General features: G+C 71.7%; 24 protein-coding genes. 7 read left to right on the top strand and 17 right to left on the bottom strand.

Annotation, left to right across the window (positions count from 1 at the left end):
* The first annotated feature begins 185 nt into the window (after positions 1-185).
* Positions 186-2012, top strand: coding sequence for an endonuclease/exonuclease/phosphatase family protein (locus tag ACFQ9Z_RS26640; protein WP_383023555.1), 1827 nt, complete (start codon positions 186-188; stop codon positions 2010-2012).
* Between the two features lie 13 nt (positions 2013-2025).
* Here the strand turns inward: ACFQ9Z_RS26640 and ACFQ9Z_RS26635 are convergent, their stop codons facing one another.
* The 5 genes from ACFQ9Z_RS26635 to ACFQ9Z_RS26615 all read right to left on the bottom strand — a co-directional run bounded on the left by ACFQ9Z_RS26635 (position 2026) and on the right by ACFQ9Z_RS26615 (position 4900).
* A complete protein-coding gene (locus ACFQ9Z_RS26635; RefSeq protein WP_383023552.1) occupies positions 2026-2763 on the bottom strand; it encodes an SRPBCC domain-containing protein in 738 nt (245 codons plus the stop codon).
* A 189-nt stretch (positions 2764-2952) separates the two neighbouring features.
* Positions 2953-3579 carry a DUF3618 domain-containing protein gene (locus tag ACFQ9Z_RS26630; RefSeq protein ID WP_383023549.1) on the bottom strand — a complete coding sequence of 209 codons (627 nt, stop codon included), beginning with the start codon at positions 3577-3579 and terminating at the stop codon, positions 2953-2955.
* A complete protein-coding gene (locus ACFQ9Z_RS26625; RefSeq protein WP_383023546.1) occupies positions 3576-3995 on the bottom strand; it encodes a phage holin family protein in 420 nt (139 codons plus the stop codon). Before ACFQ9Z_RS26625 ends, ACFQ9Z_RS26630 begins: the two co-directional genes overlap by 4 nt.
* Before the next feature lie 54 nt (positions 3996-4049).
* Positions 4050-4736: a hypothetical protein gene (locus tag ACFQ9Z_RS26620; RefSeq protein ID WP_383023543.1), complete on the bottom strand. Its 687-nt coding sequence runs from the start codon at positions 4734-4736 to the stop codon at positions 4050-4052.
* Positions 4733-4900, bottom strand: coding sequence for a hypothetical protein (locus ACFQ9Z_RS26615; protein ID WP_383023540.1), 168 nt, complete (start codon positions 4898-4900; stop codon positions 4733-4735). The genes ACFQ9Z_RS26620 and ACFQ9Z_RS26615 overlap by 4 nt, the downstream gene beginning before the upstream one ends.
* Before the next feature lie 168 nt (positions 4901-5068).
* Between ACFQ9Z_RS26615 and dapA the strand changes: the two genes are divergently transcribed.
* Complete coding sequence (dapA, locus tag ACFQ9Z_RS26610; protein WP_383023536.1) at positions 5069-5962, top strand: 4-hydroxy-tetrahydrodipicolinate synthase; 894 nt, start codon at positions 5069-5071, stop codon at positions 5960-5962.
* Between the two features lie 77 nt (positions 5963-6039).
* Complete coding sequence (locus tag ACFQ9Z_RS26605) at positions 6040-6549, top strand: hypothetical protein (protein ID WP_383023533.1); 510 nt, start codon at positions 6040-6042, stop codon at positions 6547-6549.
* A gap of 93 nt (positions 6550-6642) precedes the next feature.
* On the opposite strand, the gene dapD is transcribed toward ACFQ9Z_RS26605, so the two are convergent.
* From dapD to ACFQ9Z_RS26550, 11 genes are all read right to left on the bottom strand, one after another.
* Positions 6643-7632: a 2,3,4,5-tetrahydropyridine-2,6-dicarboxylate N-succinyltransferase gene (dapD, locus tag ACFQ9Z_RS26600; RefSeq protein WP_383023530.1), complete on the bottom strand. Its 990-nt coding sequence runs from the start codon at positions 7630-7632 to the stop codon at positions 6643-6645.
* A gap of 64 nt (positions 7633-7696) precedes the next feature.
* Positions 7697-8233: a TetR/AcrR family transcriptional regulator gene (locus ACFQ9Z_RS26595; RefSeq protein WP_383023527.1), complete on the bottom strand. Its 537-nt coding sequence runs from the start codon at positions 8231-8233 to the stop codon at positions 7697-7699.
* A complete protein-coding gene (locus tag ACFQ9Z_RS26590) occupies positions 8233-8553 on the bottom strand; it encodes a DMT family transporter (protein ID WP_383023524.1) in 321 nt (106 codons plus the stop codon). The genes ACFQ9Z_RS26595 and ACFQ9Z_RS26590 overlap by 1 nt, the downstream gene beginning before the upstream one ends.
* A 95-nt stretch (positions 8554-8648) precedes the next feature.
* A complete protein-coding gene (locus tag ACFQ9Z_RS26585) occupies positions 8649-8981 on the bottom strand; it encodes a metal-sulfur cluster assembly factor (protein ID WP_030403776.1) in 333 nt (110 codons plus the stop codon).
* Positions 8978-9445: a Fe-S cluster assembly sulfur transfer protein SufU gene (gene sufU / locus ACFQ9Z_RS26580; protein WP_143637670.1), complete on the bottom strand. Its 468-nt coding sequence runs from the start codon at positions 9443-9445 to the stop codon at positions 8978-8980. The genes ACFQ9Z_RS26585 and sufU overlap by 4 nt, the downstream gene beginning before the upstream one ends.
* A gap of 18 nt (positions 9446-9463) precedes the next feature.
* On the bottom strand, positions 9464-10720 hold the full coding sequence (locus tag ACFQ9Z_RS26575; RefSeq protein ID WP_383023519.1) for a cysteine desulfurase: 1257 nt from the start codon (positions 10718-10720) through the stop codon (positions 9464-9466).
* Entirely contained in the window at positions 10717-11481 is a 765-nt protein-coding gene (gene sufC / locus ACFQ9Z_RS26570) for a Fe-S cluster assembly ATPase SufC (RefSeq protein ID WP_383023516.1), read from the bottom strand. Before sufC ends, ACFQ9Z_RS26575 begins: the two co-directional genes overlap by 4 nt.
* A gap of 7 nt (positions 11482-11488) precedes the next feature.
* Complete coding sequence (locus ACFQ9Z_RS26565) at positions 11489-11809, bottom strand: non-heme iron oxygenase ferredoxin subunit (RefSeq protein ID WP_383023513.1); 321 nt, start codon at positions 11807-11809, stop codon at positions 11489-11491.
* Positions 11806-12990 (bottom strand): Fe-S cluster assembly protein SufD, encoded by a 1185-nt coding sequence (gene sufD, locus ACFQ9Z_RS26560; protein WP_383023509.1) that lies wholly within the window; start codon positions 12988-12990, stop codon positions 11806-11808. Before sufD ends, ACFQ9Z_RS26565 begins: the two co-directional genes overlap by 4 nt.
* Positions 12991-13048: 58 nt before the next feature.
* Positions 13049-14470, bottom strand: coding sequence for a Fe-S cluster assembly protein SufB (gene sufB, locus ACFQ9Z_RS26555; RefSeq protein ID WP_383023505.1), 1422 nt, complete (start codon positions 14468-14470; stop codon positions 13049-13051).
* Positions 14467-15228: a helix-turn-helix transcriptional regulator gene (locus tag ACFQ9Z_RS26550; RefSeq protein WP_383023502.1), complete on the bottom strand. Its 762-nt coding sequence runs from the start codon at positions 15226-15228 to the stop codon at positions 14467-14469. Before ACFQ9Z_RS26550 ends, sufB begins: the two co-directional genes overlap by 4 nt.
* Before the next feature lie 183 nt (positions 15229-15411).
* Here ACFQ9Z_RS26550 and ACFQ9Z_RS26545 point away from each other — a divergent pair, with 183 nt between their 5' ends.
* From ACFQ9Z_RS26545 to ACFQ9Z_RS26530, 4 genes are read left to right on the top strand one after another with little or no spacing between them, the layout of a single operon-like run.
* Entirely contained in the window at positions 15412-16227 is an 816-nt protein-coding gene (locus tag ACFQ9Z_RS26545; RefSeq protein ID WP_383023496.1) for an aminoglycoside N(3)-acetyltransferase, read from the top strand.
* Positions 16228-16258: 31 nt separating this feature from the next.
* Positions 16259-17182, top strand: coding sequence for an ABC transporter ATP-binding protein (locus ACFQ9Z_RS26540; protein ID WP_383023493.1), 924 nt, complete (start codon positions 16259-16261; stop codon positions 17180-17182).
* On the top strand, positions 17179-17952 hold the full coding sequence (locus ACFQ9Z_RS26535; RefSeq protein ID WP_383023490.1) for an ABC transporter permease: 774 nt from the start codon (positions 17179-17181) through the stop codon (positions 17950-17952). Before ACFQ9Z_RS26540 ends, ACFQ9Z_RS26535 begins: the two co-directional genes overlap by 4 nt.
* Before the next feature lie 46 nt (positions 17953-17998).
* Complete coding sequence (locus ACFQ9Z_RS26530) at positions 17999-19009, top strand: heme A synthase (RefSeq protein ID WP_383023487.1); 1011 nt, start codon at positions 17999-18001, stop codon at positions 19007-19009.
* A 1-nt stretch (position 19010) separates the two neighbouring features.
* On the opposite strand, the gene ACFQ9Z_RS26525 is transcribed toward ACFQ9Z_RS26530, so the two are convergent.
* Complete coding sequence (locus tag ACFQ9Z_RS26525; protein WP_383023483.1) at positions 19011-19748, bottom strand: nucleotidyltransferase; 738 nt, start codon at positions 19746-19748, stop codon at positions 19011-19013.
* Positions 19749-19754 lie beyond the last annotated feature (6 nt).

Here is a 19754-nt window from a genome sequence, read left to right as displayed (position 1 = left end):
CCCGTCAGGCAGCGTACATGGCCGAAACCTTGACAACTCCCGGGCGCAGGCAGGAGATTGACGCGCGTAGAAGTTGGGGGGACGACTGTTCACTCGGCTCTACGCGTGTCACAGAGGGCCACGAGTCCCACACGCTGCCGTTCCACCCTCGTCCCGGCGCCCAGTCACGTCCCCGGAGGCATCCCTTGCCGAGCAGGTCTTCCGCGCGCCTCGCCGCGCTCACCGTCGCCGCCGTCTGCAGCGCGGCGTCCGCCGTCGTCCTCACCTCACCCGCGCACGCCGACTCGGTGCGCGTCCACGACGTCCAGGGCACCACCCGGATATCCCCGTTCGCGGGGCAGAAGGTCACGGACGTCCCCGGCATCGTCACGGCCACCCGCACCTACGGCTCCTCCAAGGGCTTCTGGCTGCAGGACCCGACGCCGGACGACAACCCGGCCACCAGCGAGGGCGTCTTCGTCTTCACCAGCTCCACGCCGAAGGTCGCGCCCGGCGACTCGGTCACGGTGACCGGCACGGTCTCCGAGTACGTCCCGGGCGGCGCCTCCTCGGGCAACCAGTCGCTGACGGAGATCACCAAGCCCACGGTCACCACGGTCTCCACCGGCAACGCCGTCCCGGCCCCGGTCGTCGTCGACGAGGACGCGGTGCCGGACGCCTACGCCCCCGCAGGCGACACCGCCGCGGCCGGCTCCGTCAACGGCCTCACCCTGGACCCGTCGAAGTACGCTCTGGACTACTACGAGTCCCTCGAGGGCATGAACGTCCAGGTCGCCGACGCCCGGGTGGTCACCGCGACCGACCCGTACAGCGAGCTGTGGGTCACCGTGAAGCCGAACGAGCACCCCAGCGGGCGCGGCGGCACGGTCTACGGCTCCTACGACTCGCAGAACACCGGCCGGCTGCAGATCCAGTCGCTGGGCTCCACCGCCGGCTTCCCGGCGGCGAACGTCGGCGACACCCTGGCGGGGACCACCACCGGCCCGCTGGACTTCAACCAGTACGGCGGCTACACCCTGGTCGCGAGCAAGCTGGGCACGCTGAGGAGCGGCGGCCTCGAGCGCGAGACGACGCGGAAGCAGTCGGACCGCGAGCTCGCGGTGGCGACGTACAACGTCGAGAACCTCGACCCGTCGGACGCCACGTTCGACCAGCACGCCGCCGCGATCGTGCACAACCTGCAGTCGCCGGACATCGTGTCCCTGGAGGAGATCCAGGACAACAACGGCGCCAAGGACGACGGCACGGTCGACGCGAGCGAGACCGTGAACAAGCTGATCGACGCGATCGTCGCGGCGGGCGGCCCGAAGTACGAGTGGCGTTCCATCGACCCGGTCAACGACCAGGACGGTGGCGAGCCCGGCGGCAACATCCGCCAGGCGTTCCTGTTCAACCCGGAGCGGGTGTCCTTCACGGACCGCACCGGCGGCGACTCCACCACCCCGGTCGGCGTCACCAAGGTGCGCGGCAAGGCGCAGCTCACCGCCTCCCCGGGCCGGGTCGACCCGGCGAACGCGGCCTGGGCGAACAGCCGCAAGCCGCTGGCCGGCGAGTTCGTCTTCCGCGGCAAGACGGTGTTCGTGATCGCCAACCACCTGAACTCCAAGGGCGGCGACCAGGGTCTGACGTCCCAGTACCAGCCGCCGGTGCGCAGCTCGGAGATCCAGCGTCACGCGCAGGCGACGGTGGTGAACGCCTTCGTCAAGGACATCCTGTCGGTGCAGAAGAACGCGAACGTCATCGCGCTCGGCGACATGAACGACTTCGAGTTCTCCGGCACCGCTCAGCTCCTCGAGGGCGACGGCGAGCTGTGGTCGGCGATCAAGTCGCTGCCGAAGAGCGAGCGTTACACCTACGACTACCAGGGCAACCAGCAGGTCCTGGACCAGATCCTGGTGAGCCCGGCGATCCGGCGCGACTGCGGCCTCGAGTACGACAGCGTGCACATCAACTCGGAGTTCAGCGACCAGATCAGCGACCACGACCCGCAGGTGCTGCGGTTCCGCCCGTAACCGTCCTGGCGGTTCAGGACTGGCCGAACACGCCGTTCAGCCAGTCCTGCCAGGCGGTCTCCCGCGCCCGGCCGCCGGCGTCGGGCGCGAAGTCGTGGACGCTGATGCCGAGCGGGGCGCCCCAGTGCCCGCGTCCGAAGAACCGGACGAGGGCGCTGTCGGTGCGCAGCCCGATGAAGTACGGGCTGCGGTAGTCGAGCACGGCGTGAAGGGTGTGCCCGCCTGGACCGCGGGCGCCCACCTCGGTGCCCGCGGCCGCGTCGTCCGCGAGACCGAGGGCGTGGCCGACGGCGGCGAGCGCCCCCGCGGTCGCCGAGGCCGCGGGCCCCTCGGCCCGGGCGAAGGCCACCGGGCGGGGCGCGAAGTGGGTCAGGTACTCGCGCAGCGTGTGCAGGTAGAAGTTGGTGTGCTTGCTCGCGGCGTCGTACTGCTTGTTCCAGTCGTCGGTGAAGACGCCGCTGTGCACGTAGCGCACCCGGGCGCGGCGGCCCTCGTCCAGGGGTTCGACGGTGTGGTCGAGCCGGTTGAGCGACTGGCCGGGCCTGCCCACGTCCTCGCTGCGCAGGGTGTAGCGGTGGGGCGGGTCCCAGGCGGTGACGGTGGAGCCGGAGGGTCCCCGGCCGCCCTCCCGGGGCTCGGGCGGGTCCATGGGCCACAGATGGCCGGCGGTCCCGGTGGTGAGGGCCGCCCAGACCCGCTCCGGCGGCACGCCGACCTCGAACTCTCGGACGATCTCGAACTCCTCGGGCACGGCGGGGCTCCTGGTCGGCTTTCGGGGGTGGGCCGGGTCCTGCGCCGCTTCAGTGTCCCCGATGCGAGTCGCCCGACGCGCGTCCACCCTCGCACCGGGGGCCGTCTCCGCCTGGGAGGGCAGCCGTCCGCGGTGCGAGGGTGATCACGGGACCGGTCCGCCGCCGGGGCGGGCGGGCCGGAGAGCAGGTCAGGAGCAGTGCCTGTGCTGCCTGCGCCAGGCGATGACCGCCGCGACCGCGACGGCGGTGAGGGCGCCGGCGGCGAGCACGGGCCCTGGGTGCCGCCTGCCCGCGTCCCAGGCGTCGCGCAGGGGCGCCGGCAGGCCGCTCGCGGCGTGCGCCGCGCGACCGCGCTGCTCCTGCAGGGCGTGTCCGGCGGTCGTGGCCTGCTCCTGCAGAGCGTGACCGGCGTGGCTGGCCCGTTCCTGCAGGGCGCGCCTCGCCGGGGCGGACCGGTCCTGCACAGCGTGCCGCGCATGGCTCGACCGGTCCTGCACAGCGTGCCGCGCATGGCTCGACCGGTCCTGCACCGCGTGCCGGGCGTGCGCCGAACGCTCCTGCACCGCGTGCCCGGTCCTGGTCGCCCGCTCCTGCACGGTGTGCCCGGCCTGTACCGCGCTGGAGCGAAGCTGCACGGTCATGGCGCCGGCCTTGTCCTTCAGGTCGGCGGCGCGCGCCTTGGCCCGGCCCTTCATGTCGGCCTTGCCGACGAGCTGAGCGACGGTGTCGCCGAGCTGGCTGCGGGTCTGCTCGATCTGGTGCCGCAGTTCGTCGGGGCCCTTGGCGCCCGAGCCGTGCGGGTTCTTGTGGCTCATCGGTGTGCCCTTTCCCTGATCGCGTCGACGTCCGCCTTGACGCTGCCGAGCGTCACCTCGGGTTTCGGCGGGGTCGCGCGGCGCAACTGGGCCCGGCCGGCCGCGGCCAGCAGACCGGCCACCGCGAAGAACGCCACGGCGACGATCAGCGCCGACGCCCACAGCGGCAGCGCCAGGGCGATCGCGGCGGTGGCGGCGCCGGCCAGGACGATCAGTCCGACGTATCCGACGGCGCCCGCGGCACCGAGCAGTCCGCCGCCCTTTCCGGCATGGCGCCCCTTCTCCGTGAGTTCCTCCTTGGCGAGGGCGACCTCCTGCCGCAGGAGCCGGGAGAGCTGTTCGGTGGCCCGGCTGACGAGTTCACCCGTGGAAGGGTGCCCGTCGACAGAGGGCCGTGTCTGCGAGGTCACGGTCACGGTGTTCCGCCTCCTCTTCCGTACGGAGCCCCCGAGTACCCAGGCCCGGATCCGTCACCCCCTTCCCTCCGCCCCCGCACCGGGTGGGCCGAGCCGGGCGAGTTGTGTCTGGAACCAGTCCAGCCGGGCCTGCAACAGGGCCGCCTCGGCCACGAGTTCGGGTACGCCCAGCTCCCCTTCGGCCGTCAACCCGGCGGACGGCGCGGCGGCCGCCGCCACCACCCGCAGGCCCTGGCCGGCCAGCCGGGCGAACCCGGGGAGCGGGACGGACAAACGCGCCCGCACACAGCCGGCGCACGCGGGCGCCAGCGCCTGCCAGCCGGGTCTGCCCCAGCCGGCGTCGGCGAGCGCGACCGCGCCGGCCCCGCAGGCGCACGGGCCCACGGTCGCCGTGCGCACCCGCTGCCGGGCGTACCGGAAGCCGCGCTCGAAGCGGATGTAGGCGCCGATCACGCGGACCTCGAGGAGGACCGCGGCCCGGTGCTCGGCCGTGCACAGCAGGGCCTCGGCGGCCGCGCGGTCGTGCACGCAGTGGAAGCCGCAGTCGCACAGACGCGCGGGCGCGCGGTGCCGGCGCCCGTAGACGCAGGAGGCGTCGTCGAGCACGCCGTACGGCAGCGCGCCGCCCAGGGACACACCGGTGAACCCGGCCCGGGTGCCGTCCTGTGACAGCAGCGGGTGTGCGATCTTGTATCCGGTCGGCGGCTCCGCCGGGCGTTCCGCCGGGAGCCGCAGCCTCATCCGACCGCGGGCACCTCTTCGCGGGCCGGCTCGGCCGGTGCGGTGCGGGTGGTCTCGGTGCGGGTGGTCTCGGTGCGGGTGGTCTCCTCGGGGAGCTCCGGCTCCTCGTGCGCGAGGGGCCGCTCCTCGGCGACTCCGGTGGCCAGTGCCTTGCCGAGCTTCATGGTGCCTCCCATGACCGACGCCAATGACCGTCCTGACTCATAGTGGCCCATCTCGGCCGACTTGGACACAGGACCTCCGGCCACTCCCGCGATCCATCAGCATCACTTACGAATATCCCGTAGAAGAATTAAGTGGAGCTTCACCGAGAGGTTGCCGAGACTACGGGTATGACGACCCGACGCAAGCCATTCGGCCGCACCCTGTGCGCGATGATCACGCCGTTCACCGAGGCGGGCACGCTCGACCTGGAAGGGGCCCGGCGGCTGGCGGAGCGACTGGTGACCGGCGGCTGCGACGGGCTGGTGCTGAACGGCACCACGGGTGAGTCGCCGACCACCACGGACGCGGAGAAGACGGAGCTGATCGCGGCCGTCCGCGACGCGGTGGGCGACCGGGCCGGCCTGGTGGCGGGCGTCGGCACGGCGGACACCCGGCACACGGCCGAGGGGGCCCGCGCGGCGGAGAAGGCGGGCGCCGACGGCGTGCTGGTGGTGACGCCGTACTACAGCAGGCCGCCGCAGGAGGCGGTGGAGACGCACTTCCGGCAGGTCGCCGACGCGAGCGGCCTGCCGGTGATGCTTTACGACATCCCGGGCCGCACCGGCACCCGGATCGAGCCGGAGACGATGATCAGGCTCGCCGAGCACCCCCGGATCGTCGCGGTCAAGGACTGCTCGTACGACTTCCTCGGGACCCAGAAGGTGCTGGCGGAAACGGAGTTGGCGTACTACGCGGGCTGCGACGAGCACGTGCTCCCGCTGTACGCGGTGGGCGCGGCGGGCTGTGTGAGCACGGTCGCGAACGCGGCGCCCCGGCAGGTCGCCGCCGTTCTGGACGCCTTCGACGCGGGCGACACGGCCCGCGCGAGCGAACTCCAGTCGCGGGTGACGCCGTTGATCGAGGCGATGATGGCCGCGGGCCTGCCCGGCACGGTCACCGCCAAGGCCCTCCTCGCCCGGCTCGGCCTGCCCGCGGGCCCGGTACGCCCACCCCTGCTGCCCGCCGACCGGAAGATGACCGACCAACTGCACGAGGTGTACGAGCGGCTCGTCGCGGCCTAGTGGCTGACCTGGGCCGGGCCGGGCCGGGCCCCGGAAATGATCGCCCCTCGTCCGGGCCACCGCCGTACGGTGGCCCCGTGACCCGTCCGTTCCTCTTCCTCGACGTCGACGGACCGCTCAACCCGTACGCGGCCCGGCCGGAGCGCCGCCCCGAGGGCTACACGACGATCAGGGCCGCCGTGCGCCCCGGACCCCCGCTGCGGGTGTGGCTGAACCCGTCCCACGGCCCGGCGCTGTTGGCGCTCGGCTACGAGCTGTGCTGGGCGACGACCTGGATGGCGGAGGCCAACCGCTGGATCGCGCCGGTCATCGGGCTGCCCGAGCTGCCGTACGTCGACTTCGGCCACTGCCTGTTCGCCGCGCGCCCGGACGGCGTCCACTGGAAGACGCAGGCGATCGTGGCCCACGCGGCGGGCCGCCCCTTCGCCTGGGTGGACGACGAGCAGACCCCCGCGGACACCGCCCACGTGGCGGCCCACCACCCAGCGCCCGCCCTGCTGCACCACGTCGACCCGAGAATCGGACTGCGCCCGCACGACTTCACGTTCCTCGCGGACGCCCTCACCGGACTCGCGGCAGGGACCTGACGCCGCGGCGCGACTTCACCGGACCACGAGCGCCCTCGCACGCCGTTCTCCGGCCGTGGAAGGGCGCTCAGCGGTGGCCTCAGCGGTGGCCGTTCAGTTGTGGCTGTGCAGGATGTCGTTCAGGCCGCCCCAGACCGCGTTGTTCGGGCGGGCCTCGACCGCGCCGGTGACCGAGTTGCGGCGGAAGAGGATGTTGGAGGCGCCGTTGAGTTCGCGGGCCTTGACGATCTGGCCGTCGGGCATGGTGACACGGGTGCCGGCGGTGACGTACAGGCCGGCCTCCACCACGCACTCGTCGCCGAGCGCGATGCCGACGCCCGCCTCGGCACCGACCAGGCAGCGCTCGCCGATGGAGATGATCACGTTGCCGCCGCCGGACAGCGTGCCCATGGTGGAGGCGCCGCCGCCGATGTCGGAGCCGTCGCCGACCACGACGCCCGCGGAGATGCGGCCCTCGACCATGGAGGTGCCGAGGGTGCCGGCGTTGAAGTTGACGAAGCCCTCGTGCATGACCGTGGTGCCCGCGGAGAGGTGGGCGCCGAGGCGGACCCGGTCGGCGTCGGCGATGCGCACGCCCTTCGGGGCGACGTAGTCCGTCATGCGCGGGAACTTGTCGACCGAGGTGACCTGGAGGTGCAGGCCCTCGGCGCGGGCGTTCAGCCGCACCTTCTCGATGTCGTCCACGGCGACCGGGCCGAGCGAGGTCCAGGCGACGTTGGCGAGGTGGCCGAAGATGCCGTCCAGGTTCTGGCCGTGCGGCTTGACCAGGCGGTGCGAGAGCAGGTGCAGGCGCAGGTAGACGTCGTGCGCGTCGAGAGGCTTCTCGTCCAGCGAGGCGATGACCGTACGGACCGCGACCACCTCGACGCCTCGGCGGGCGTCCGGGCCGGTCGCCGCGGTCGCACCGCCGCCGAGCAGCTCCGCGGCCCGCTCGGCGGACAGCCGCTCGGTACCGGCCGGGCCGGGGTCCGCCACCAGCTCGGGGGCCGGGAACCAGGTGTCGAGGACGGTGCCGTCGGAGGCGATGGTGGCGAGGCCGGCGGCCACGGCACCGGTGGTGCGGGAAGCAGTCGTGTCGGTCATGTGGCAAAACCTAACGTGGGCGGGGGCGCGGGAGCGAACCGTGTCTCACGTGCCGGGCGCGGCCTCAGCGGATCAGCCGGGCGAGCGCGGTGCGCGCGTGCTCCTCGTCGTAGGAACCGCCGGTGAGCAGGACCTGGAGGCAGATGCCGTCCATCAGCGCGAGCAGCGCCCGCGCCGTGTCCGGATCGGTGCGCCCGGCCAGCCGCGCGGCCGTCCGGCGCGTCCAGTGCGCGGCGACGGGACGCAGGGCGGGACGTCTGAGCGCGGCGAGGTACAGCTCGTACTCCAGCTCCGCCCCGGGCCGGTCGCCGCCCAGCCACTCGCCGAGGACGCGGGCGAGACCGGCCGCGAGGTCGGCGTCCGGGTCCGCGAGGACCCCGTCGGCGTCGAGCACGTCGCCGAACCCCTCGCCGGCCTGTTCCAGAGCGGCCACCAGGAGGTCGTCGAGGGTGGCGAAGTGGTACGTCGTGGAACCGAGCGGGACGTCCGCCTCGGCGGCGGCCGTGCGGTGGCTGAGCCCGGCGATGCCCTTGTCCCCCACCACCCGCAGCGCCGCGTCGATGATGCGCTGGCGCCGGCCGGGGTCGTGACGGCGGGGCATCAGTGCGCACCGCCCAGGTTGAGGACCACCACGCCGGAGACGATCAGGAGTATCCCGGCCACCTTGGCGGTGCTCAGCCCCTCCCCGAACAGCGTCAGGCCGATGACGGCGATGGTCGCGGTCCCGGCGCCCGACCAGATCGCGTACGCCGTGCCGATGGACACGGTGCGCAGGGTCCGGGCGAGCAGCGCGAAGGCGACGACGTAGCCCAGTGCCGTCAACAGGGAGGGCAGCAGCCTGCTGAACCCCTCGCTGTACTTCATCGCCGTCGTCGCGGCGACTTCGGCGGCGATGGCGCCGGCGAGCCACAGGTATCCCATGTGTACGAGCGTACACATCAACACCGCCGCCCGGCCCCGGACACACGGAAGGGGGCCGCGGCACACGGCCGCGGCCCCCTTCCCGAGGCGCTGCGTCAGACGTTGAAGCCGAGCGCGCGAAGCTGCTCGCGCCCGTCGTCCGTGATCTTGTCGGGGCCCCACGGCGGCATCCAGACCCAGTTGATGCGCAACTCGCTGACCAGGCCGTCCGTGGCGGACTTGGCCTGGTCCTCGATGACGTCCGTCAGCGGGCAGGCCGCGGACGTCAGGGTCATGTCGACGGTCGCGATGTTCGCGTCGTCGACGTGGATGCCGTAGATCAGGCCCAGGTTGACGACGTCGATGCCCAGCTCGGGGTCGACGACGTCCATCAGGGCCTCGCGAAGCTCCTCCTCAGAGGCGGGCTTCATCTCCACGGTTTCGCTCATGCCGTCTTCCTTTCGGCGTCGGCGCCGTCCAGCGCCTGGGCCGTCGCGTCCTTCCACGCCATCCAGCTCAGGAGGGCGCACTTGACCCGGGCCGGGTACTTGGAGACGCCGGCGAACGCGACCGCGTCCTCCAGCACCTCCTCCATGGCGTCGTCCGGCTCGATCCTGCCCTTGGACTGCATCAGCTCCAGGAAGGTCTCCTGGATCTTCTGCGCGTCGGACAGGTCCTTGCCGACCAGCAGCTCGTTCAGCACGGAGGCGGAGGCCTGGCTGATCGAACAGCCCTGGCCCTCGTAACTGACGTCCTCGATCGTCGTGCCGTCGTACTTCACTCGGAGGGTGATCTCGTCGCCGCACGTCGGGTTCACGTGGTGCACCTCGGCGTCGCCATCCCGCAAGCCCCGCCCGTGCGGGTTCTTGTAGTGGTCCAGGATGACTTCCTGGTACATCGAGTCCAGCTTCATGCGATCCGCTCGTCCCTGTCAGCCGAAGAAGTTCCGTACGTGCTCCAGGCCGTCGACCAGAGCCTCGATCTCCGCCGGCGTGGAGTACAGATAGAACGACGCTCGCGTGGTCGCGGGAATTCCGTAGCGCAGGCAGACGGGCCGCGCGCAGTGGTGACCCACGCGTACCGCGATGCCCTGCTCGTCGAGGACCTGACCCACGTCGTGCGGGTGGATGTCGCCCAGCGTGAACGAGATCGCCGCGCCCCGGTCCTCGGCCGTGGTCGGGCCGATGATCCTGAGGTCGGGCACCTCGCCGAGCCGCTTCACCGCGTACTCGGTGAGCGCGTGCTCGTGGGCGAGGATCTTGTCCATGCCGATGGAGTTCAGGTAGTCGATGGCCGCGCCGAGACCGACCGCCTGCGCGATCGGCGGCGTGCCCGCCTCGAACTTGTGCGGCGCCGGGGCGTAGGTCGAGGAGTGCATCGACACCGTCTCGATCATCTCGCCGCCGCCGAGGAACGGAGGCAGGTCCTCCAGCAGCTCCTGGCGGCCCCAGAGCACGCCGATGCCGGTCGGGCCGCACATTTTGTGGCCGGTGAAGGCCACGAAGTCGGCCTGGAGGGCCTGGACGTCCAGCGGCATGTGCGGCGCGGCCTGCGAGGCGTCGACGCAGACCAGCGCGCCCACCTCCTGGGCGCGGCGGACTATCGCCTCGACCGGGTTGACCGTGCCCAGGATGTTGGACACCAGCACGAAGGAGACGATCTTCGTCTTCTCGGTGATGACCTCGTCGATGTTGGACAGGTCGAGCCGGCCGTCGTCGGTGAGGCCGAACCACTTCAGCTTCGCGCCCGTGCGCTGCGCCAGCAGCTGCCACGGCACGATGTTGGAGTGGTGCTCCATCTCCGTGATGACGATCTCGGTCTCGTGGTCCACCCGGTAGGGGTCGTCGGCCCAGCCCAGCATGTTCGCCACGAGGTTCAGCGACTCGGAGGCGTTCTTGGTGAAGATCACCTCGTCACGGCTGGGCGCGTTGACGAACTCGGCGACCTTGTCGCGCGCGCCCTCGTACAGCGCCGTGGCCTCCTCGGCGAGCACATGCACACCGCGGTGGACGTTGGCGTTGTAGCGCTCGTAGTACTCGCTCAGGGCGTCCAGTACCTGGCGCGGCTTCTGGGAGGTCGCCGCGTTGTCCAGGTACACGAGCTTCCGGCCGTCGTGGACCGCGCGGTCCAGGATGGGGAAGTCCTTGCGGATCGCCTCGGTGTCGAGGAGGCCCGGCAGTTGCGTCACGCGGATGCGCCACCCTTCGTGTAAGCCTCGTAGCCCTCTTCCTCCAGCTTGTCGGCGAGCTCGGCGCCGCCGGACTCCACGATCCGGCCGGCGGAGAAGACGTGGACGAAGTCGGGCTTGATGTAGCGCAGGATGCGCGTGTAGTGCGTGATCAGCAGGGTGCCGACCTCGCCGGTCTCCCGGACGCGGTTGACGCCCTCGGAGACGATGCGGAGGGCGTCGACGTCCAGACCGGAGTCCGTCTCGTCGAGGATCGCGACCTTCGGCTTGAGCAGCTCGAGCTGGAGGATCTCGTGGCGCTTCTTCTCACCGCCGGAGAAGCCCTCGTTGACGTTGCGCTCGGCGAAGGCCGGGTCCATGTTGAGGCGCTCCATGGCCTCCTTGACCTCCTTCACCCAGGTGCGCAGCTTCGGGGCCTCGCCGCGGACCGCGGTGGCGGAGGTGCGCAGGAAGTTGGAGACCGAGACGCCGGGGACCTCGACCGGGTACTGCATCGCCAGGAACAGGCCCGCGCGGGCGCGCTCGTCGACGGACATCTCCAGGACGTCCTCGCCGTCGAGCAGCACGGTGCCGTTGGTGATCGTGTACTTCGGGTGACCCGCGAGCGAGTAGGCGAGCGTCGACTTGCCCGAGCCGTTGGGGCCCATGATGGCGTGCGTCTCGCCCTGCTTCACGGTCAGGTCGACGCCCTTGAGGATCTCCTTCGTGGCGTTGTCGGCCTCGACGGTGACGTGCAGGTCTCGGATTTCAAGCGTTGCCATGGGTGCCTCAGGACTCCTGGGTGAGGGAGACGAGAACGTCGTCCCCTTCGATCTTTACGGGGTAAACGGGGACGGGGCGCGTCGCGGGGAGGCCGGACGGCTTGCCGGTGCGCAGGTCGAAGGAGGAGCCGTGCAGCCAGCACTCGATCTGGCAGTCCTCCACCTCGCCCTCGGAGAGGGAGACGTTCGCGTGCGAACAGATGTCATGGATGGCGAACACCTCGCCCTCGGTCTTCACGACCGAGATCGGCGTGCCGTCGAGTTCCACCCGCTTCGGGGTGTCCTCCTCCAGCTCGCTCAGCCCGCAGGCGCGTACGAACGACGTCATGCGACCGAGGCCTCCAGCTCGCCCTCGATCTTGGCGAGCAGGCGCTCCTCGATGTCGGCGACACCGATCTGCTGGACCAGCTCGGCGAAGAAGCCGCGGACCACCAGGCGGCGGGCGTCCTGCTCGGGGATGCCGCGGGCCATCAGGTAGAAGAGCTGCTCGTCGTCGAAGCGGCCGGTGGCGGAGGCGTGTCCGGCGCCGACGATCTCGCCGGTCTCGATCTCCAGGTTCGGCACCGAGTCGACGCGCGCGCCGTCCGTGAGGACGAGGTTGCGGTTCATCTCGTAGGTGTCCGTGCCTTCGGCGGCGGCCTCGATGAGCACGTCGCCGATCCAGACCGCGTGCGCGTCCTCGCCCTGGAGCGCGCCCTTGTAGACGACGTTGGACTTGCAGTGCGGGGTGTTGTGGGTGACCAGCAGGCGGTGCTCCTGGTGCTGCCCGGAGTCGGTGAAGTACACACCGAGCAGCTCGGCCTCGCCGCCGGGACCGGCGTACTCCACGCGCGGGTGCAGCCGGACCACGTCGCCGCCGAAGGTGACGACGACGGACTTGAAGGAGGCGTCCCGGCCGATCAGCGCGTTGTGCTGGGCCACGTGGACGGCCTTGTCGTCCCAGTCCTGGACGGAGACGACGGTCAGCTTGGCGCCGTCGCCCAGGAGGTAGTCGACGTTGGCCGCGAGGACCGCGTCACCGGTGTGGTCGATGACCACGACGGCCTCGGCGAAGGCGCCCAGCTCGATCACCTGGTGGCCGAAGGCCACCCCGCCCTGGCCGTGCACGGCGATGCGGATCGGCTCGGTGAGCACCGTCTCCTTGGGGACGGTGACCACGCCGGCCTGCTCGAACGCCGAGTACGCCTGGGCGGCGACCCGGTCCACCGGGGTGCCGGCCCTGCCGATCCGCGCGTCGTCGCGGCCGACGGTCTCGACGGTCACGCCCTCGGGGGCCTCGACGGCGACCTTCACGCCCGCGCCGTTGGCGACGGCGGTGCCGTCGTGCAGGCCGCGCAGGCGCTCCAGCGGCGTGAACCGCCACTCCTCCTCGCGGCCGTGCGGGACCGAAAAGTCCGCCACGTCGAAGGACGGGGGCGCGCTCATGCGCGTGGCGACGGTCGACTCGGCGGCCACCGCGATCTGGCCCGCGGTGGTGGAGCCCACGGGGATGTTCTGAGCCTCAGCCATGGCTGTCGGTCTGCTCTCTTCCTACGTCAGAAATTGCTGGCTGCTGTCCGGGACGGTCTCAGCCGACCGCGCCTTCCATCTGCAGCTCGATCAGCCGGTTGAGCTCGAGGGCGTACTCCATGGGGAGCTCCTTGGCGATCGGCTCGACGAAGCCCCGCACGATCATCGCCATCGCCTCGAACTCGGACAGACCGCGGCTCATCAGGTAGAAGAGCTGGTCCTCGGAGACCTTGGAGACGGTCGCCTCGTGGCCCATGGACACGTCGTCCTCGCGGACGTCCACGTAGGGGTAGGTGTCGGAGCGGGAGATGGTGTCGACCAGCAGCGCGTCGCACAGCACGTTGGACTTGGAGCCCGCGGCGCCCTCGCCGATCTCGACCAGGCCGCGGTAGGAGGTGCGGCCGCCGCCGCGCGCCACCGACTTGGAGACGATGTTGGACGAGGTGTTCGGCGCCATGTGGACCATCTTGGAGCCGGCGTCCTGGTGCTGGCCCTCGCCCGCGAAGGCGATGGACAGGGTCTCGCCCTTGGCGTGCTCGCCCATCAGGTAGACGGCCGGGTACTTCATCGTCACCTTGGAGCCGATGTTGCCGTCGATCCACTCCATGGTCGCGCCCTCGTAGGCCACGGCGCGCTTGGTGACCAGGTTGTAGACGTTGTTCGACCAGTTCTGGATGGTCGTGTAGCGGCAGCGGGCGTTCTTCTTGACGATGATCTCGACGACCGCGCTGTGCAGCGAGTCGGACTTGTAGATCGGCGCCGTGCAGCCCTCGACGTAGTGCACGTAGGCGCCCTCGTCGACGATGATCAGGGTCCGCTCGAACTGGCCCATGTTCTCCGTGTTGATGCGGAAGTAGGCCTGGAGCGGGATCTCCACGTGCACGCCCTTCGGCACGTAGATGAAGGAGCCGCCCGACCACACGGCGGTGTTCAGCGCGGCGAACTTGTTGTCGCCGGCCGGGATGACCGTGCCGAAGTACTCCTTGAAGAGCTCCGGGTGCTCCTTCAGGGCGGTGTCGGTGTCGAGGAAGATGACGCCCTGCTCCTCCAGGTCCTCGCGGATCTGGTGGTAGACGACCTCCGACTCGTACTGCGCGGCGACACCGGCGACGAGGCGCTGCTTCTCGGCCTCCGGGATGCCCAGCTTGTCGTAGGTGTTCTTGATGTCCTCGGGCAGGTCCTCCCAGGACTCCGCCTGCTTCTCCGTGGAGCGCACGAAGTACTTGATGTTGTCGAAGTCGATGCCCGACAGGTCGGAGCCCCAGTTCGGCATGGGCTTCTTCTCGAAGAGCCTCAGACCCTTCAGGCGCAGCTTCGTCATCCACTCCGGCTCGGACTTCTTGCCCGAGATGTCGCGTACGACGTCCTCGTTCAGACCGCGCCTGGCAGAGGCACCGGCGACGTCGGAGTCGGCCCAGCCGTATTCGTACTTGCCCAGGCCCTCGAGTTCGGGGTGGGCAGTCTCCGTGGGGAGAGTCATGCGGGGTTCCTCCCGGCCGTGCTTGCAGATGCTTGGTGGCTCTGGTGATCGGACTTCGAAATCTTGGGGATGAACGTCGTGCAGACGCCGTCGCCGTGCGCGATGGTCGCCAGCCGCTGCACATGGGTACCCAGCAGCTCGGCGAAGATCTCCGTCTCCGCCTCGCACAGCTGCGGGAACTGCTCCGCCACGTGCGCGACCGGGCAGTGGTGCTGACAGAGCTGCTCGCCCTGCTGCGGGAGGGGCGCGCTGCGCGCCGCAGCAGCGTACCCGTCCGCGCTCAGGGCCTTGGCCAGTGCCTCGGCGCGCCGGTCGGGGCCGACGCCCGCGATCGCCTCGCGGTACGCCCTCGCCTGCGCGGCGAACCGGGCCCGGGCGAAGGCGGCGACCGCCTCCGGGCCGCCCTCCCGCTCGGCGATCCAGCGCAGCGCCTCGGCGGCGAGCTTGTCGTACGACTGGTCGAAGGCGTCCCGGCCGCAGTCGGTGAGCGCGAACACCTTGGCGGGCCGCCCGCGCGTACGCGCGCCGTACACCCGCTGCTCCCGGGCCTCCACGACGTCGTCGGAGACGAGCGCGTCCAGGTGGCGGCGTACGGCGGCCTGGGTCAGGCCCAGCCGTCCGGCCAGCTCGGCGACGGTCGACGGGCCGTGGTCCAGGATGGACCGCGCGACCCGGTTGCGCGTCGAACGCTCCCCGGTCGCGAGCTCCTCCTGGGGGGTCCCCACCGGGGTCTCCCGAGCCTCACCGACGTTTTTCACAACGCCATTGTTGCGTAATTCCTCGGGGACTGACAAGCGGCGTCCGGATCACCCTCCGGTGCCCTGCATCACTTAGGCATACCTAATCGGACCTGGGGAAACGATCTTCTGATCGATTGTCCCGGGCCCGCGGCCAGGCAATCCACTGGCGCCGGGCACCCTCGTCGGCAAGACTCCGGGACCATGTCCACACCCCCTCCGACCGGCCCGCTCCTCACCCGCGACGACATGGCCGCGGCGCTGCGCCGGCTGGGTGTCGCGAGCGGCGAGACACTCCTGGTGCACTCCTCGCTGAGTTCCCTCGGCTGGGTGAACGGAGGCGCCGTCGCCGTCGTCCGGGCGCTCCTCGACGCGCTCGGCCCGGCCGGCACGCTCGTCGTCCCCACCCAGTCCGGCGACCAGTCCGACCCGGCGGTGTGGGGGAACCCGCAGGTGCCCGAGGAGTGGTGGGACCGCATCCGCGCCACCATGCCGCCGTACGACCCCGCGATCACCCCCTCGCGCTGGGTCGGCGTGATACCGGAGACCGTGCGGACCTGGCCGGGCGCCCTGCGCAGCGCGCATCCGCAGACCTCCTTCGCCGCCCTCGGCCCCGGCGCGGCCCGCATCCTCGACGGGCACTCCCGCGACTGCCGGCTCGGCGAGCGCAGCCCGCTGGCCCGGCTGGAACGGCTCGGCGCACGGGTGCTGCTGCTCGGCGCGGGCTACGACGCCTGCACCAGCTTCCACCTCGCCGAGTACCGGATACCGGCGCCGCTGGTGCGGGTGGGACGGCCGGCGCCGGGCGGCGGCTGGGAGACGGTGACCGAGGTGTCGATCACCTCGGACCGCTTCGCCGAGCTGGGCCACGACTTCGAACGGGACCGCCCCGTCGTCCGCGGGAAGGTGGGCGCGGCCGGCGCGCGCCTGTTCCCGGTGGCGGACGCGGTGGCCTACGCACAGCGGTGGCTGCCGGTGCACCGCCCCCGTGAGGAGGACTTCCAGCACCCCCGCGTCTGAGCGGCCGGCGGCCTCCCTAGACTCTGGGTTCATGCGAAGTGAGCCCGTGGTCCAGGTCGAGGCCTTGGTGAAGCGGTACGGCACGAAGACCGCGGTGGACGGGCTGGACCTGGTGGCCGGGGCGGGAGTCACCGCCGTGCTCGGTCCCAACGGGGCCGGGAAGACCACCACGGTCGAGACCTGCGAGGGGTACCGGAAGCCGGATTCCGGCACGGTGCGCGTCCTGGGCCTCGACCCGGTGCGGCAGTCCGCCGAGCTGCGTCCCCGGATCGGCGTGATGCTCCAGTCCGGCGGCGTGTACTCCGGCGCCCGGGCCGACGAGATGCTGCGGCACGTCGCCAGGCTGCACGCGCACCCGCTGGACGTGGACGCGCTGATCGAGCGCCTGGGGCTCGGCTCCTGCGGCCGGACCTCCTACCGGCGGCTGTCCGGCGGCCAGCAGCAGCGGCTCGCGCTCGCGATGGCCGTGGTCGGGCGCCCGGAGCTGGTGTTCCTGGACGAGCCGACCGCGGGCCTCGACCCGCAGGCCCGCCGGGCCACCTGGGACCTGGTGCGGGACCTGCGCGCGGACGGCGTGTCGGCGATCCTCACCACCCACTACATGGAAGAGGCCGAGCAGCTCGCCGACGACGTGGCGATCATCGACGGCGGCCGGGTCATCGCCCAGGGCTCCGTGGAGGAGCTGTGCAAGGGCGGAGCCGAGAACACGCTGCGGTTCACCGGCCGTCCCGGCCTCGACGTGGCCTCGCTGCTGAAGGCGCTGCCCGCCGACTGCACGGCCGCCGAGCTGACCCCGGGCGCCTACCGCGTCGTCGGCAAGGTCAACCCGCAGCTGCTGGCCACGGTGACCTCGTGGTGCGCCCAGCACGGGGTGATGCCCGACCGGATCTCGGTCGAACAGCACACCCTCGAGGACGTCTTTCTGGAGATCACGGGCAAGGAGCTGCGGTCATGACCAGCGCATCGGGTACCTACACCCCCAAGCCGGGCGCGGCGCCGCTCCACCGCATGATCGCGGCGCAGGCGGCGCTGGAGACCCGGATGCTGCTGCGCAACGGCGAGCAGCTGCTGCTGACGGTCGTGATCCCGACCCTGCTGCTGGTGCTGTTCAGCTCCGTGGACATCGTCGACACCGGCAAGGGCGAGGCCGTGGACTTCCTCGCGCCCGGCGTCCTCGCCCTGGCCGTGATGTCCACGGCGTTCACCGGGCAGGCCATCGCGACCGGCTTCGAGCGCCGCTACGGCGTGCTCAAGCGGCTGGCCGCCTCCCCGCTGCCCCGCTGGGGCCTGATGGCGGCGAAGACGGCGTCGGTGCTGGTCACGGAGATCCTTCAGGTGATCCTGCTGACCGCGATCGCGTTCGCCCTCGGCTGGTCCCCGCACGGCAACCCCTTCGCCGTGCTGCTCCTGCTGGTCCTCGGCACCGCCGCCTTCTCCGGACTGGGCCTGCTGATGGCGGGCACGCTGAAGGCCGAGGCCACGCTGGCCGCGGCCAACCTGGTCTTCCTGCTGCTGCTGGTCGGCGGCGGGGTCGTCGTCCCGCTGGAGAAGTTCGGCCCGGCCGGCGAGCAGGTGCTCGGCCTGCTGCCGATCTCGGCGCTCTCCGGCGGCCTGCGGGACGTGCTGCAGCACGGGGCCGGGGTGCCCTGGAGCGACCTGGGCGTCCTCGCGGTGTGGGCGGTCGTGGGGCTGGCCGCGGCGGGGAAGTTCTTCCGCTGGGAGTGAGCCCGCGGTGGACCCTCGTGAAAGAGTGCACAAGCGGCGGCCTACCATGGTGCACGTGCCAAAGCTGACCCGCGCCGACGCCACCGCGGCGCTGCGCAACCCGCTCGCCTTCGTCGCCGACCGCTGGACCCCGGATCCCCGGACCGTCCGCCGGGCGGCGCTCACCGCGCTCGTCATGTCGGTGATCATCGTGGTCACCGGCGGCGCGGTCCGCCTCACCGGCTCGGGCCTCGGCTGCCCGACCTGGCCGACGTGCACCGACGACTCGCTGACCACCACCCGGGCCATGGGCTTCCACGGGGTCATCGAGTTCGGCAACCGGATGCTGACGTACGTGCTCTGCGCCGCCGTCGGCTGGGCGATCGTCGCCGCCCGGGCCGAGAAGCCGCGGCGGCGCAGCCTGACCCGGCTGGGCTGGGCGCAGTTCTGGGTGGTCATGGGCAACGCGGTGCTCGGCGGCATCGTCGTCCTGGTCGGTCTGAACCCGTACACGGTCGCCGCGCACTTCCTGCTCTCCTCGGCGCTGATCGCCATCGGCACGCTGATGTGGCAGCGCACCCGCGAGGGCGACGGGGCGCCGCGTCCGCTGGTCGGCAAGGCGGTGCAGCAGCTCGTCTGGTTCCTGGTGGCCGCTTCCGTGCTGCTGATCGCGGTGGGCACGGTGGTGACCGGGGCCGGTCCGCACGCGGGCGACTCCTCGGAGGTCGAGCGGATCCCGATCGACTGGGAGACGGTCAGCAAGCTGCACGCGGTGCTCGCGTGGATCGTGGTGACGCTGACGTTCGCGCTGTGGTTCGTGCTGAAGGCGGTGGACGCGCCCAAGGGCCCGCCGAACCGCACCCGCGAGCTGTTCCTGGTCCTGCTCGGGCAGGGCGTCATCGGCTACGTCCAGTACTTCACGCACCTGCCCGAGGTCCTCGTCGGCGCGCACATGCTGGGCTCGTGCCTGGTGTGGATCTGGGTGCTGCGGGTGCTGCTTTCGCTCCGGGAGCGGCCCGGGGCCGCGCTCGGCCTCCCCGGCCCCGCGGCCGAGGTGGCGGTGGGCACGCACGCGTGAGTCACCCGTAGGAGGTGACCAGCGCGTCGATCGCCGGCCCGAGGTAGGCCCGGGTCAGTCGGGCGCGGTGGGCGAGCCAGGCCTCGCCGCGCGGGGCCGGAGCGCCGTAGCGCCGGCGGGCGATGTCCTCGACCACCTCGGCAGGTGCGCCGAGAGCGGTCAGCTCGGCCAGCGCCTCCCGTTTGGCGATGAGCCGTCCGTCGCGCACGGTGACGGTGGCCCGGGCGAACGTCAGCAGGCCGAGGTCGACCCAGACGTCGTGCCGCCACAGCCGGGCGCGGTCCACCTTGGGCCGCCAGTAGTCCCGCTGGTCCCGCACGACGAACTCATGGAGCTGCCCGTCGGGCACCGGCGGCAGCAGTCCGGCGGGCGGCGCGCCGTGCAGCACCCGGCCGAAGTCGTGCAGTTCGCGCCGGGTCACGGGGGTGACCGGCCGGCGCATCACATGGCCGTGCGCCCAGGTCAGATGAGCCGCGCCGGGGTCCGCCGAGGCGGCCGGCGTGAGGTACGAGCAGTGCAGCCCGGCCGCGAGCGGTTCGGCGCGCAGCCGGCGGTGGGTGCGGATCACCCCGCGTACGGTGCCCAGGGTGACCGGGCCGGGAAGCACCGCGATCAGGTCGAGGTCGCTGCGGCCCTCCTGGTAGTCGCCGCCGGCCAGGGAACCGTGCGCCCAGAGGGCCAGCGGCCGCAGCGGCATGAGGTCGTGCAGGAAGCGGGCGAGGAGCGCGTCGGTCGGCATGGCGGC

The sequence above is a fragment of the Streptomyces sp. NPDC056580 genome (assembly GCF_042793175.1).
GTDB lineage: Bacteria > Actinomycetota > Actinomycetes > Streptomycetales > Streptomycetaceae > Streptomyces.
The sequence above is the reverse complement of the archived record's forward strand: the minus strand, read 5'-3'. Positions and strand labels throughout refer to the sequence as shown.